The organism is Methanosarcina baltica (assembly GCF_055394095.1).
Map to the genome: position 1 here is coordinate 1,171,465 of NZ_AP042463.1, position 14,693 is coordinate 1,186,157.

Sequence of the window (14,693 nt, forward strand, 5' to 3'; positions counted from 1 at the left end):
AAGCAAATGCAGGCAAGCATGTCGGCATGTATTATTGTAAAAAAGTAAAAAGTTCCGAAAACGACCAGAAATGTTGCAGTACTTCGTAAAGGTTGGACCGCGAATAAGAGACGGAACGTTTCAGCTCAACATTCTGCTGTCGACCGGAACCTCATACACACCATACCGCCCGAGATTTGAGGACGTAAAGGCCTGGATGAGACCTTTTTACAAAATTCTTTCAAGGAGGTTAAAAGAATATGCTGGATTTCGACAAAGAAAACCTGAAAAACGTTTTAATCAGATACAATGTGGCTATGGAAAAGGAAATGACTCCTGAAGAAGCCGCAGAAGAACTCTATCCTAAGGACAAATTAATCTACCCGGTTGCAAAGGCAATCTTCGAAGGTGAAGAAGACGACGTTGTCGAAGCTCTCGAAGCCGCAATCGCAGCAGGTATGAACCCTATCACTCTTATCGATGATGCTCTCATGGTAGGAATGGGAGTCGTAACCAAACTCTACGATGAAGGTATCATTTTCCTCCCCAACGTCATGATGTCCGCCGACGCAATGCTCGAAGGTATAGAGTACTGCAAGGAGAACTCTGAGGAAATCCATGAAACCAAGGGAACCATTGTCTGCCACGTAGCAGAAGGTGACGTCCACGACATCGGCAAGAACATCGTAACCGCTCTCCTCAGAGCAAACGGCTACGACATTGTTGACCTCGGAAGAGACTGCCCGGTCGATGAAGTTATCGAAGCTGTCGAAGAGCACAAGCCCCTCATGGTCACCGGAACCGCTCTTATGACCACCACCATGTACGCCTTCAAGGAAGTTAACGACAAGCTTCTCGAGAAAGGTATCAAGGTGCCCTTTGCCTGTGGTGGCGGAGCTGTGAACCAGGACTTTGTTGGCCAGTTCGAGCTCGGAGTCTACGGAGAAGAAGCAGCAGACGCCCCCAAGATTGCAGACGCAATCCTTGCAGGAAATGACATCGCAGGATTAAGAGAACAGTTCCACAAGCACTAAAACGAGGTGAGACTAATGGCAGCAAACAGATACACTTCAATGGCATATGAAAGCGCAGATGAGATGGTTTTCGGAAAGACCAAGCACCCTGTAAAGGCAGGTCTCGGTCTTGAAATCGGTGCAGGATACACCATCCCTGAAATCAACTACGCCCCAAGACCCGAAGCCGGCAAATCCAAGGAAAAACTCGTCAAGGAATACGAGAAGATCACCACCGACGTCATGCAGAGAATGGTCCAGGTGGGTTTCCCAGCTATCATCCTCGAAACAGAACACGTCCAGCAGATGACCAACAACCCTGATTGGGGAGCCGAAGTCGCACACGCCCAGAAAACCATCATGGAAGAGTACCACGATGAATATGGCATCAAGTGCGCCCTTCGCCACACCATTGGGGACATCCGTGAAAACAGAGACTTCCTCCAGTTCAGAGGCGACAAGTACCCCATCTTCCTCGAAGCCTTCGAGAAATGCGCAGAAAGCGGCGCTGACCTCCTCGCCGTGGAAAGTATGGGTGGAAAGGAAATCTTCGACCACTCAATTCTCAGAAACGATATCGCAGGTATGCTCTACGGTATCGGTGTGCTCGGTTCCATCGACATGGAATATATCTGGACCGATATCGCAGCCATCGCCAAAAAGACCGGAACTGTCGCAAGTGGAGACACCGACTGTGCCCAGGCAAACACCGCAATGTTCATCGGCGGCGGCCTTCTCGACAAGAACCTGGCCCACACCCTCGCAGTCCTCGCAAGATCAATTTCCGCACCCAGGTCCCTCGTTGCATACGAAGCAGGAGCTATTGGTCCGGGTAAGGACTGCGGATACGAAAACGTTGTCATCAAGGCAATCACCGGTATGCCAATGGCTCAGGAAGGCAAGACCTCCACATGCGCTCACTCCGATGTTATGGGTAACCTCATCATGCAGTGCTGTGACGTTTGGTCCAACGAGTCCATTGAGTACCACGGGGAATTCGGCGGTACAAGTGTACAGTGCTGGTCCGAATCCCTCGCATACGACTGTGCTCTCATGAACACCGCGCTCGAAACAGGCAATGAAAAGATCCTCAGGGATATGTTCATGCTCTCCGACAGGTACAGAGACCCACAGTCCTACGTGCTTGCATACGACAACGCCTACAGACTCGGCGAAGCAATCGTCAAGGACGGAGACGACATCTACCTCCGTGCAAAGAACGCTGCAATCGAATGCTGCACCATCGTCGAAGAAGGTGTCGCAGGCGGCAAGCTCGATCTGACCAGATTCGAAACAGGCGCACTCAATGACGCAAAGGAAACCCTCGTTGCCCTCACCGACGACAAGGAACAGTTCATGAGTGACTGCCTCACCAAATACCAGAGCGAAGTTAAGGTATTCCTGCCCGAAAACTACGGGCTCTAAACCAAAAACTCCCTCTTTTACTTTTTTGTTCTTTTTTTACTATACTGATTTCTGTGGCTGTTTTTATCGGCTTATGTGGTTTTTCTCTGTTTTTTGTCCCATGGTTATTCTGTTTTGAGGCGAAAGTACTATGAGTAGTTTTATTTTTTGCGAATGTTATTCGAAAATTTCATCTGTGTTTTTTCTGCTTCAGGTTCTGCATAGGAATGGTCAATTTCAGGAAACTGATTGAACGGGAATTATCCTGTAAAAATAATACGAAAATTTCCAAAAGATAACAGAAACTGGATTAGATAGAAGCCCTTAAAAAGATACATTTTAAATTAAGTAAAGAGTCGAGGGGAAAAATAGACCAGCTAACCACCTCGTCAGAAAGGAGCCAAAAGGAGCCTGTTTTTTATGAAAATACTGCTATTCATGTGCGGAGAAGGCCTCGGACACACGAGCCGCTGCCTTGCTCTTGGAAAGGAGTTTCTGGCCGCAGGCCATGAGGTCCATTTCGGGGCATACGGTTACTCAAAGGAGCTTATTAAAAAAACAGGGTATGAGGCCCATGAAATCCCTCCTGAGCTAACCCTCGTGGGAGACCGGGGAGCCCTCAGCCTGAGGAAATCCATCGGAGCGACTTTGAAGAACGGGAAGCTTTTCGGGGGTGTGGAACTCCGAAAGCTTTTAAAAAAGCTTGAGCCTGATGTGGTGCTCTCGGACGGCTACTACCTGGGAATTCTGGCCGCAAAGGCTCAAAAAGTTCCGGTCTATGTTATTGCCCACCAGTTCAATATGATTGATTTTTTCGAGGGAAAAGGCCCCCTTATAGGCTTCCTCGGAAAATTTGTCAAAAAATTTTATACGTACATATTCAGCAGTGTTGATGGGATAATAGTCCCCGATTTTCCCCTCCCCTACTCGGTCAACAGGCGAAACTTCACCCTTTCAAGAGAGATAAACGACACGATCTTTTTCAGCGGTCCCATAGTCCGGCAGAGCTACGCCGAGATTGAGGCAAAGGCCCTGAAAAAACCAAACATCCTTTCCACTATAGGGGCCTTCGGGTACAGGGCTACCATTTTCAAAACTGTTCTGGAAGCTGCAAGGCTTGACCCCTGTATAAATTACACCTTTATTCTGGGCCCCGGAATCCGGCCGGAAGAACTACCGGAAAGGCCGGAAAATGTCGAGTTTGTAGGGTTTACGGACAACCCTTTTCCTTATTTCAAGGGTTCGGATGCCGTAATTACGGCGGGCGGGCACGGCACCCTTCTGGAAAGCCTGAGCTTCGGGCTCCCGGTCCTGTCTTTTCCCGACGAAAAGCATAACGAGCAGGAAAACAACGCTACTGTGCTTGAAGAGAACGGATACGGCAGGCGCATGAGTTACCTGACCCGGCCCGAGGTCGTCCTGGCCTGCATAAGGGAAGTCCTGGAAGACGAAAATTACAGGAAAAAGACAGAAAGGCTCAGAAAGCTTGCGGAAGAGCTTGATGGGCCGGGGGCCGTTAGAGAATTACTGGAATCCAGGATAGAAAGGCCCAAAATGTCATAAAACTCAGAAAAACATATATCTTGATAAAAACCATCTGTATAAAAAAAGAAAATAATCTGAATCGAAAAATAGGGAAGTCCGGATTCAGGCCACAAAATGTAGAGAAAATGTAGAAAAAATGTAGAGAAAATGTAGAGAAAAGGGGAGTTGTGTTTTTATGAAGATAATGATTTTCATGTGCGGTGAGGGCCTCGGGCATACAAGCCGCTGCCTTGCCCTCGGAAAAGAGTTTCTGGCCGCAGGTCATGAAACCCATTTTGGAGCCTACGGATACTCAAAAGAACTGATAGAAAAAACGGGGTACGAAGCCCATGAAATTCCTTCCGAGATAAAACTCGTGGGAAATGCTGGAAGTCTTGACTTCAAAGGTTCAGTCGAGGCAACCCTGAAAAACGCCCAGCTCCTCGGAGGCCCGAAAATCCTGAAACTTACCAGAGACCTCCGGCCTGATGTCGTGGTCTCGGACAGCTATTATCTGGGAATCTTTGCAGCCCAGGCCCTGAAAATCCCGGTTTACCTGATAATCAACCAGTCAAATATGGAAGAGTTTTTCAAGAACAGGGGGGTCACCCTTAGGCTCCTCGGGGAAGTTTCCAAAAAACTCTACACCCACATCTTTGAAAAGGTGGACGGGATCATAATCCCTGACTATCCCCTCCCCTATACGGTTTGCAGGCAGAACCTCTCCTTTTCCCAGAAGGTTAAGGATAAGGTCTTTTACAGTGGCCCTCTGGTCAGACAGGTCCCGGAGGAAGTGAAAGAAATCCCCCTGGCCAAACCTCACGTTATCTGCCTTATAGGGGGTTTCGGATACCGTGCCCCCATTTTCAAAAACGTCCTGGAGACCGCAAAGCTTGACCCGGAAATCTACTACACCCTGATCTCAGGCCCGGACTTTGACCCGGCTAGCCTTCCAACCCTTCCGGAAAATGTGCAGGTCCTTCCCTTTGTAGAGGACCCCTTTCCCTACTTCAAAAGTTCCGCGGCCGTGATTGCTCCCGGCGGACACAGCACCATGATGGAGGCCCTCAGTTTCGGGATTCCTATCCTTTCCTTCCCGGATGAAGGGCACAGCGAACAGGAAAACAACGCCGCCGTAATCGAGGAGGAAGGCTACGGGAGAAGGCTCAGTTACTCAAGCAGGCCGGAGGTTATTCTGGAATGCATCAGGGAAGTCCTGGATGAAGAGAGTTACGGGAAAAAGACTGAAAGACTCCAGAGGCTTGCAAGGAACCTGAACGGGCCAAGGGCCATCAGAGAATTGCTGGAATCCATGTTTTAATCTCAGACAGCAGAAGACCCCCTCCTCGATGTTTCTAATTGAAAATTCGAAACTCCTGTTTAAACCTATGGTTTAACACGACAGCCGAAGGCTGACAGGTGGGGGTAGTTCACTCCGAACAGATTTAACTCTAAAACTTTTCAGGATTGTTTATAAATAGACAATATAAACAGTTAAAAATCAAAATTAAGCTTTTTTATTCCTTTATAAAAGATATTATTATCTTAAATAAGATAAAATAAGAAATTGAACATTTTTTTAGCTTTTAAATACAAATAAACTTCGCAGGAAGAAGAAAATAGAGAATGATCATGAATAAGGAAACGATTGAAAGAATAGACTGGTATAAAGGGACAATATTAAGAATTATCTGATATAAAGGGACAATATTAAGAATTATCTGATATAAAGGGACAATATTAAGAATTATCTGATATAAAGGGACAATATTAAGAATTATCTGATATAAAGGGACAATATTAAGAATTATCTGATATAAAGGGACAATATTAAGAATTATCTGATATAAAGGGACAATATTAAGAATTATCTGATATAAAGGGACAATATTAAGAATTATCTGATATAAAGGGACAATATTAAGAATTATCTGATATAAAGGGACAATATTAAGAATTATCTGATATAAAGGGACAATATTAAGAATTATCTGATATAAAGGGACAATATTAAGAATTATCTGATATAAAGGGACAATATTAAGAATTATCTGATATAAAGGGACAATATTAAGAATTATCTGATATAAAAGGACAATATTAAGAATTATCTGATATAAAGGGACAATATTAAGAATTATCTGATATAAAGGGACAATTTTACGAATTATCAGATATAAAGGGACAATATTAAGAATTATCTGAAATAAAGAGACAATATTACAAATTATTTGGCATAAAAAGACAATTTTATGAATTAATTGGTTTAAAGGACTTTTTTTAAAACTTATTTTTTAAAAAAAGGACCTATTTTTACCTTAATTAACAAAAAAGTATTTAATACATGCATTTAATTTTAATATAATTGATTTAAGGCGCATTTTTTTCAAAGAAAACCGGAAATAATCCAGAATGTTGTACAATAAAACCTGAAATTTTGTACACTATTTTTCTGGGTATTTGTTTTCTGGGCGTTTGTCCCATTTTTTAGGGAGTTGTTTATTTCTTTTGGATTTATTCCCTTCTTAGGACATCTGGCCCCTAATTTTCATTCCGGCTTTTCACCAGAGGTTTATACTGTGAGATTAAAAGTAGAAGAAGTTTTTAATGTAAGTGAAGAAGAATTTTCAGACTGGAACTGGCAATACAGGCACCGGATTACGACCGTGGAAGAACTTGAGAAATTAATCCCACTCACAGGGCAAGAAAAAGAAGACATAAAAAGAGCCCTTGACGTTTTTCCGATGGCAATAACCCCTTATTATGCATCTCTTATAGACCCGAAAGACCCCGGATGTCCCATCCGGCTGCAGGCCGTGCCCCAGTTGGCCGAACTTCAGACTTTTGCATGGGAGCACGACGACCCTCTTTGTGAGGACTCGGATTCCCCTTCCAAAGAAAGCTGCATCACTCACAGGTATCCTGACAGGGTGCTTTTCTTGATCTCAAACCGCTGTGGGATGTACTGCAGACACTGTACCCGCAAGCGCAGGGTAGGCAACCGGGAATATGACTATCCTGAAAAAATAATCAGAGAAGGAATAGAGTACATAAGAACCCACCCGGAAGTAAGGGATGTCCTTCTTTCAGGAGGAGACGCTCTTCTCGTATCCGATGAAAGGCTGGACTGGATGCTTGGAGAACTTTTCGATATTCCCCATGTGGAAATCGTAAGAATAGGCACAAGAGCTCCTGTCACCATGCCCCAGCGCATAACCCCGGAACTGTGCGAAATCCTGGGGAAATACCCGGCAGTCTGGCTCAATACCCACTTCAACCATCCGAAAGAAATCACCCCTGAAGCAAAAAAAGCAATGGGAATGCTTTCAGATGCCGGAATTCCTCTGGGAAACCAGTCCGTGCTCCTCAGGAGAGTAAACGACTGCCCCACCATAATCAAAAAGCTTTGCCACGAACTGGTGAAGATAAAAACCCGGCCCTACTACCTTTACCAGTGCGACCTCTCAAACGGACTGGAACATTTCAGGACCCCGGTTGCCAAGGGCATAGAGATTATGGAAATGCTCAGGGGGCATACCTCGGGGCTTGCCATACCTACCTTTGTGATTGACGCTCCGGGAGGAGGGGGAAAAATCCCTGTCGGCCCGAATTACCTCATCTCCAGTTCGAACTCCAAAATCACCCTCCGAAATTACGAAGGGGTCATCTGCGTCTACCCCGAACCTGTTGAGTATTCAGAAACCTGTCCGAATAACTGCCGGATCTGCGACAGGTCCCCCGGACTCAAAAGCGATGTCGGACTGGCTCAACTCTATGATGATGAGAACACAATCATATCCCTGGAACCCGAAGGGCTTCAGAGGAAACAGCGTTTTTGAATAAGAGGGGCAGAAACTCTGATGGACCGGGTTCTAAAAATTGTCCCTGGTCCCAACTCGCCAGAGTCCCAAATTCTTCGCAACCCTCAAAACTCAGGAATATCATGATTCAGGAGGCCTCACGATCGAGAAAAACATACCGTTAAAGTTTGATGTTAAAGAAGAACTTCCTGACTACTGGAAAAAATTGGAGTTAAAGGCACCCGGACTGGAGACAGAGCTTGTACTTGACTACTACAACCGGAGAATAAAAGTCATGAGTTTTTCAGGGCCTTTTGAAGAACTTGCCTGCATCCTCGAAGCCCTTGCAGAACAGGAACACATGGGAAAAATAATTGTCTACACCCCCCCGCAAAAAGTCCCTGTGCTTGAAACCTGCGGATACACTGAAGAAGGAAAAATCAGGGGGTATTATTCCGGAGAAGATTGCAGAATATTCTCGAATTATCCCGAAAAATCAAGGGAGAACTCCTTACACAAAGAAAAAGAAGATGAGATAATTAAACTTTACTTTCAAAGATGCATGTTTTTCCGTTATCAAGCGGCTTTGTTTGTGTGGGCCTAAGGAATGAATAATCCTACTGATGACGTTTTTATTGGGGTGGCAGGTAATTACCCAAGTTCAAGAAAGAAAATAATGATGCTTGCTTTGTACTCATCTCTTCCAGAATAATATTACACTTATTTGATTCTTTATCCTGGATAACTGCCAGCCTAATTTCGGACAAATTTTCAATTAGTCTTCTCATAGAAAGACCATATCTCTTTGTCTCCCAGGCTAAATATCTGTAGAAAAGTAAGCCAATTATAGACAGAAATACGTGAACTTTGATATTTTCATCTTTGTGGTGGTACACCGGTCCCACAGGGACAAGCAGGTGATCATTCAATAGCTTAAAATCATCCTCTATAGCGCCTTTATTGTTGTATGTTTGCACAATTTTTTTAGTGTGCCAACGGTGCTTATCTGTAAATAGTATATTTTTTCCTAATGAATTTTCGCGCTTATTTTTATTCTCTTCGTCAATCCAGAACTTTAACTGAGGTTTTTTCTTACCTTCAGGAGCATCAGTAATTTCATATTTCACCATACTTCTGTATTTTTTGATAATAATGTCTGCAACCTCTTTTTCTACACTGCTCCTGTTTCTTGCTTTTCCTCTGTTGCTTTCCAGTCTCCTCTGTAGGTCTTCCAGATTCTCAGTTATTTTTGACATATTTGACTCACAAGTTCTTTTTTGAAGTTTGTGAGTTCCTTCATTGAAAGTAATTACTGTTGTAAATTCTGTCCCGTAAAACTGATGCTTTGTCCGATAGCCATAAATTTTGTGGCCTTCTGAGCTTTCATATAAAAATTGATATTTAGATAATGGCACTTCAAGAAGATCATCTGCCTGATTTGCTTTTACAGCCCCTACAAAATTCATCTTTGAAGTTGCTTTTTCAATGTTGTCCTTTGAATTGTTTCCCTTATCAAAAACAAGAACAAGGTCTTCCGAACAAATATTCAATTCGGTTAGACGGTTTACTATTTTGTCAACCAGACCTGAAAATTCCTCTGAATCATGCACATTTCCTGGATATGTCTCGTGAATAAAAGGTAAGTTGTAATCATTAGCAGCCAGCGCTACAGATACCTGATTTTTGTCTTTACGATGCTTTTTGTTATACCCTTTATGAAGCAATTCACTTTTTTCATCATAATTGGTAGCATAAGTGAACCAGTTTGATTCATCCACAAACAGTACTGAAGGGGTTAGTCCTTTTTCGATGAGAACTCGGCACAAATCGTCTTCAATATTTTTCATTGTGTCGGAATCAATGTAATTCATATGATTCAAAAAATTCTGACAATTTAATTTATGAGGGAATTTCCACTTAAAAGATAAGGCCGATTTTTTGAACCATTCCCCAATACCGTTTTCACTTAAAACTCCATGAGATTTCCCCACTATATCAAGTAAAAGATACTCTCCGACACTTAAACCATCGATTGATTTTTTCATAGTGTGCTTGTTCACTATGTCAACGAATCCAAGCTCTTCATTCACATGAAGAAGTGCGGCAAGTTTGCCGTACTCAAAAGATTTCAGTTTCATGTAGGGCAATGATTCACTCTGTTTTTTCATTTCAAATATTTTTTCGGCATTGCCTAAATATATCTGAAATATAGTTTTCACTTTTCCATCAATTCTGCCAGTTTTAATAATATACCAGTATTTTTTACCGTTGATTATTTTCTGTTTTAAAAAAACCATGATATAAATTTAGGTTCTACGTATATAAAGATATTTCTTCAAAAAACAGATACAATAGGCTTTTTAAATGTAATTTAGAACTTAGGCCTTACAAATATTTTTTTTAACGGATCTTCCTTGCCACTGATTTTTGTGGCAAATCAAGGCAAAAATAGCTCTTCTTTGAAAGCTGAGTTAAAAACTGTCTTCGGAAACCTGCAGCTCCTGGAAAAACAGAAGAAAAAAAGGGAAATGGGGAAAAATCTCCGGAAGTTCCGGAATTCCCGAAGATGCTGGAGAGGAAGGAAATGCAGAAAATACAGGAAATGCAGGAAGGATATGTCCTGAGGCCGGCAGTCCAGGCCGACGCCCCGGAGATGGCTTCCTTTTACATGCAGGGATTTAACCTTTACCCGACCCCTCTACACATGGAAAACTACCTGTTTGAGACCATGGAATCCTCGGTCCTTTACCTGGTCATGGAGAGAGAAGGAAAAATAGTAAGCCTTGCATCTGCGGAAATGGACCCTGAAACAAAAAGTGCGGAAATAACGGACTGCCTGACAGCTCCTTCGGAAAGGGGAAAAGGCCTGATACGCATACTTATTTCAGCCCTGGAAAAGGAACTTGCGGAAAGGAAGTTCAAGAATGCATACACCCTCTGCAGGGCCCCTATTTCCGGAATCAACAGGGCTTTTGCCTCTCTTGACTACAGCTATACCGGCAGGCTCGTGAACAACTGCAGGATAGGAGAAGGCTTTGAAGACATGAATATCTGGTGCAAGAAGCTGCCTGTATTTTGACTTCATCATACAGTCCTTTCCAAAAATAGGTCAAAGAGCTTTTGAACATAACTTTTCAAAATATTCAAAAAGCCCGGCATGTCCTTCAAACACCAGGTCCGCCTGCCCCAGCTTTTCGGCTCCAAGCGTGCTCTGGACGGCCACGCAGTAAAGCCCTGCTTTTTTTGCGGCCTCGATTCCAATGGGCGCGTTTTCAACAACGAGGCATTCCTCTTTTTCAAGGCCCAGCATTTCAACCGCTTTCAGGTAAGGGTCAGGGGCGGGTTTTCCATGTTTTACATCGGCTCCGGCAACCACAACTTCAAAGATATCCGGGAAAAAGTTGGTCAGCATTTTCTCGACCAGAGGCCGGTCCGAACCCGAGACGAGAGCGATACGGAACTTTTTTTTAAGGCTGTGCAGGCACTTGACCATGCCCTCGTAGGGCTTTATATTTTCGAACTCAACAAGTTCCCGTTTTCGCAGGTGAAGACCCTCAAAATGTTCAGGCTCCGGGATCCTGCCCTTATTCCGGAAGATTAACTCGACAACTCCCCGGTCGTTTGCGCCTTCGATTTCATAAACATCTTCCCTCCGGATAGAAAGCCCAGCCTCTCTGAAAGCTTCAACCCAGGCGTCGGCGTGGAAACGCATGGAGTCCACAAGGACCCCGTCAACATCAAAAATGATCGCTTTAAACATCTGACCCATTGACTGATGTTATGCCTGATAGAGCTTTTGATGCCAGAAGCTACGGCATTTTATTTTAGATATTTATCATAAAGGTACCCACCCAGCCAGTAACCGAGCAGGGAAAAGATCAGAGTTCCGGGGGCATATATGAGAGATTCTCCTCTTTGAAGACGGAAGAGCAGGTTGAAAACCAGCAGGAAAAGGATTAGAAAAGTGAAAAATCCGGCCAGTTCTACCTGAACCTTTGAAAGTTTCAGTTTAAATAGCCCCCTGTACCCCGATTTCTGCATTCCATCCGACAGCCCCTTTTTACCTCGGTTTCAACATTCCATCCCACTGACCTCTACACCTCTGCTTCCACATTTTTTCCGGCCCTTACTCTCTGGTTTTTTCTTCCCCGGCCACCTTCTTAAAATCAAGAGAGACCGAATTAATGCAGTAACGTGCCCCTGTGGGTTTTGGCCCGTCATCGAAGACGTGTCCGAGATGCCCTCCACAACGGGAACAGACAACCTCGGTCCTCTTCATGGAGGAACTGTTATCGGGGAGCGCCCGGACCCGCCCGCTCTCAATTGCATCCCAGAAACTGGGCCAGCCCGTCCCGGAGTCGAATTTCGTGTCCGAGGAAAAGAGTTCCTGCCCGCAGGCTGCACAGGCGTAAACCCCTTTTTCCTTATTGTGATACAGGTTCCCGGAAAAGGGAGATTCCGTCCCCTTTTTTCTCAGGACTCGGTACTGTTCCGGAGTCAGGTCTTTTTCCCATTCTTCTTCTGATTTCTCGATTTTTTGCTGCAAAGTTCTGAAAACCCCCAATCATTTGTATTATTAATTATCCTCGTGCTTTTATAATAATACTGCTGATTCCCAAAACTGTCGGGGCCCGGATTCTGCAAATTGTTTTTTACCTGATGTGGCAAATCCTGAAAAAAACAGGATCCTTTAAACGCGGGGAGGGCAGATACTCATATAAGAAAATATGAATGGGTGAAAATGAGTGAATGCAAAAAACAGAGCTTCTGAGAAGAGGAATACAGGAATAAAAAAGAATGATCTGGTCAATAACCAGATCGATATTAAACAATCCACTTAAATGAATTTACTCAACAGATCAACAACATCATTTAAGACTGCTTCTTGTACAGCACCCTCTGTATTTTGCGCCGCTGTTTCAACGCCTTCAACCATACTTTCACAATTATCAGACATGACTATTCTGGAATCAGTGAATTCTTGTTTCAATGAATAAGTATCCACATCTAACTCTTTCAAAACATCTTCATTGGTAGATATGAATGTTTCAAAGTTTGAGTTATGAGCTATAACAAAATTACATTCACTGGAATACCTTTTTGCTATATCTGACAATTCATATACTTCCTCATCTGTATAATAGTCCCCTGAAGACATATGTTCCATTGCAGAATTCCATTCACTAACAAGGGATGCTAAAGTCTCAGAATCTTCATTAAATGTATCAACATACTTGTTATATTCTTCTAGAACAGCGTCATTCTCAGAAGAATCAACACAGCCTGATAAAAATAAAGAGAATACAATTAATATTAAAACCAGTGATGATTTTTTCATTTTAGAACACCTACTATTTATAGTCAACTTATGAATTAATTGCATTTTTAAAAACTAATAAAATTATAGTTATTTGTTATTTGTTTATGAAGTGTGAATTTTTGTTGTGGGAAATATAGTTTTGGTCGTCCAGTGCTTCATGATTGATGTTTTCATGGTCAAATATCCAATGTGTCCTTTGCTTTTGCTTTTGGACCCGGGTACATGTTGATTACGGCCACAAAAGGGCTCTTCGCCATTCTCTATGGATTAGGGGATTTTCACTTCAAGCCCATGTTGGTTTTTGTGATGGCTACACACAAAACAACGAAGAGCCCATAACAAATGAACCACCCTTATCTAGTATCCCTTATTCTTCTTCTACAATAATTTCATCAATGTGTTCTAGTAGTTTTTTATTTTTCTTAGCCAATTCCTTAGTAGAATAAGCTTTAGTGACTTTTCCACTCAAATTGCTCTTAACGAGATACACTTTGTACATTATTTACCACCCATTTTTAACATTATGTATGAGTTACGCAATTGAGATGTAAAAACAATCACATGAGAGCTTGTCAAGGACATTGTGCTTTAGACAGTTTGGTGTTTCATACTACTGATTTTTTGTTCAATTGCGTAAGTCCTAATTATGTTATTCTATATTTATAACTTGTTTATTTTAGTCATCCAGTGCTTCATGGTTGATGTTTTCATGGTCAAATATCCAATGTATCCTTTGCTTTTGTTTTTGGACCCCGGGTGCATGTTGATTACGGCCACAGCAAAAAATGGAAAAAAGGAACTTAAGGCTCCATTCTGACTATTAAAAATAATATTAACATAATACAAATGAACCACCCTCGTGCTCGGACATCCGGAATACTATTCGCGTTTCGGGTTCGAACCGGCCGGAAAAGGGGGGATCGAATACCCCTTCGGAACGCCCGCAGAAGCCATCATAGCGCTGGAATTGAGGGAAGGAGCCCTTGAAGGGGCCGGCGGGCTTGTGGAGTATCCTGAAGAATTCTCCGAGGTCTGAACGGGAAAATTTCCTGATTCTTTAAACGGGAGACGTGGAGGCGAGAAAATAGGAATTCAGAAAACATGGACTGCCGAAAATGGAGTGTTCATGCCGTTATTTCCACGCACGAAAGCGCGGCCTTTTCGAGAAATCCCTTAAAAAAGAAACTTTTGAGCAAGCAATAGGGATTTGAAATGTTAGGTAGAGCAGTGCAAGACTTAACGATATATAACATACAGTTAATAAGTAAAAGAGAGAAACATGTCGTTCAATAAAACCAAAGAATGTTATGAATGTGTGAGATTTTTACAAACTGAGTATGGAATTAAACCAACTTACGTCGATGTCTACCAAGCAGTTGCTTTTAAACACAAAGATGAAGATGAGAACCTGAAACTTGAACCTTTTCGAAAACTTGTCGCAAATGTGTTAGTGAACATGGAGAAAAAAGGAAAGCTGAAAAGAGAAAAAAATGATGATGATTTGTGGGCATACTTTTTACCTGAATCAACAAACTAAGATATTATAAAGCATCCTACAAAGGATCGATTTTTAGGGTACTGTTTTTCATCTATTATTTTCCGGAATTTTTTTTTGAAAAAGGCCGGTCGCAGGCGACCGGTGAGGGGGCCGGA

Annotated in this window: 13 protein-coding genes and 1 pseudogene; 9 read left to right on the forward strand and 5 right to left on the reverse strand. The window is 42.9% G+C overall.

Translation table 11 applies throughout. The features are described from left to right. Positions 1-239: 239 nt before the first annotated feature. From mtaC to ACZ5QV_RS05120, 6 genes are all read left to right on the forward strand, one after another. Positions 240-1,013, forward strand: coding sequence for a methanol--corrinoid protein MtaC (gene mtaC / locus ACZ5QV_RS05095; RefSeq protein ID WP_464601517.1), 774 nt, complete (start codon positions 240-242; stop codon positions 1,011-1,013). A gap of 15 nt (positions 1,014-1,028) precedes the next feature. Then, the gene (mtaB, locus tag ACZ5QV_RS05100) at positions 1,029-2,417 is read left to right on the forward strand and encodes a methanol--corrinoid protein co-methyltransferase MtaB (RefSeq protein ID WP_464601518.1); all 1,389 of its coding nucleotides are present in this window, start codon (positions 1,029-1,031) and stop codon (positions 2,415-2,417) included. A gap of 399 nt (positions 2,418-2,816) precedes the next feature. Then, entirely contained in the window at positions 2,817-3,959 is a 1,143-nt protein-coding gene (locus ACZ5QV_RS05105; RefSeq protein ID WP_464601519.1) for a UDP-N-acetylglucosamine--N-acetylmuramyl-(pentapeptide) pyrophosphoryl-undecaprenol N-acetylglucosamine transferase, read from the forward strand. Positions 3,960-4,116: 157 nt separating this feature from the next. Beyond that, positions 4,117-5,241: a UDP-N-acetylglucosamine--N-acetylmuramyl-(pentapeptide) pyrophosphoryl-undecaprenol N-acetylglucosamine transferase gene (locus tag ACZ5QV_RS05110; RefSeq protein WP_464601520.1), complete on the forward strand. Its 1,125-nt coding sequence runs from the start codon at positions 4,117-4,119 to the stop codon at positions 5,239-5,241. A gap of 1,258 nt (positions 5,242-6,499) precedes the next feature. Then, a complete protein-coding gene (gene kamA, locus ACZ5QV_RS05115) occupies positions 6,500-7,759 on the forward strand; it encodes a lysine 2,3-aminomutase (protein WP_464601521.1) in 1,260 nt (419 codons plus the stop codon). 40 nt (positions 7,760-7,799) lie between these two features. Then, a complete protein-coding gene (locus tag ACZ5QV_RS05120) occupies positions 7,800-8,324 on the forward strand; it encodes a putative beta-lysine N-acetyltransferase (RefSeq protein ID WP_464601522.1) in 525 nt (174 codons plus the stop codon). A gap of 28 nt (positions 8,325-8,352) precedes the next feature. Here ACZ5QV_RS05120 and ACZ5QV_RS05125 read toward each other — a convergent pair whose 3' ends face one another. Next, positions 8,353-10,017, reverse strand: coding sequence for an IS1634 family transposase (locus ACZ5QV_RS05125; protein ID WP_464599431.1), 1,665 nt, complete (start codon positions 10,015-10,017; stop codon positions 8,353-8,355). A gap of 239 nt (positions 10,018-10,256) precedes the next feature. On the opposite strand from ACZ5QV_RS05125, the pseudogene ablB reads away from it, so the two are divergent. Then, positions 10,257-10,799, forward strand: a pseudogene (gene ablB, locus ACZ5QV_RS05130) (putative beta-lysine N-acetyltransferase); the annotation flags it as partial. Between the two features lie 30 nt (positions 10,800-10,829). Here ablB and ACZ5QV_RS05135 read toward each other — a convergent pair. The 4 genes from ACZ5QV_RS05135 to ACZ5QV_RS05150 all read right to left on the reverse strand — a co-directional run bounded on the left by ACZ5QV_RS05135 (position 10,830) and on the right by ACZ5QV_RS05150 (position 13,539). Then, positions 10,830-11,489, reverse strand: a complete 660-nt coding sequence (locus ACZ5QV_RS05135) for an HAD family hydrolase (protein ID WP_464601523.1) — start codon at positions 11,487-11,489, stop codon at positions 10,830-10,832. Positions 11,490-11,846: 357 nt separating this feature from the next. Then, positions 11,847-12,266, reverse strand: coding sequence for a peptide-methionine (R)-S-oxide reductase MsrB (gene msrB / locus ACZ5QV_RS05140; protein WP_464601524.1), 420 nt, complete (start codon positions 12,264-12,266; stop codon positions 11,847-11,849). A 291-nt stretch (positions 12,267-12,557) separates the two neighbouring features. Next, entirely contained in the window at positions 12,558-13,058 is a 501-nt protein-coding gene (locus tag ACZ5QV_RS05145; RefSeq protein WP_464601525.1) for a hypothetical protein, read from the reverse strand. A gap of 349 nt (positions 13,059-13,407) precedes the next feature. After that, the gene (locus tag ACZ5QV_RS05150; protein ID WP_464601526.1) at positions 13,408-13,539 is read right to left on the reverse strand and encodes a hypothetical protein; all 132 of its coding nucleotides are present in this window, start codon (positions 13,537-13,539) and stop codon (positions 13,408-13,410) included. 360 nt (positions 13,540-13,899) lie between these two features. Here ACZ5QV_RS05150 and ACZ5QV_RS05155 point away from each other — a divergent pair, with 360 nt between their 5' ends. Next, positions 13,900-14,076 carry an N-acetyltransferase gene (locus ACZ5QV_RS05155; protein ID WP_464601527.1) on the forward strand — a complete coding sequence of 59 codons (177 nt, stop codon included), beginning with the start codon at positions 13,900-13,902 and terminating at the stop codon, positions 14,074-14,076. Positions 14,077-14,319: 243 nt separating this feature from the next. Continuing rightward, complete coding sequence (locus ACZ5QV_RS05160; protein WP_464601528.1) at positions 14,320-14,577, forward strand: hypothetical protein; 258 nt, start codon at positions 14,320-14,322, stop codon at positions 14,575-14,577. Positions 14,578-14,693: the final 116 nt, after the last annotated feature.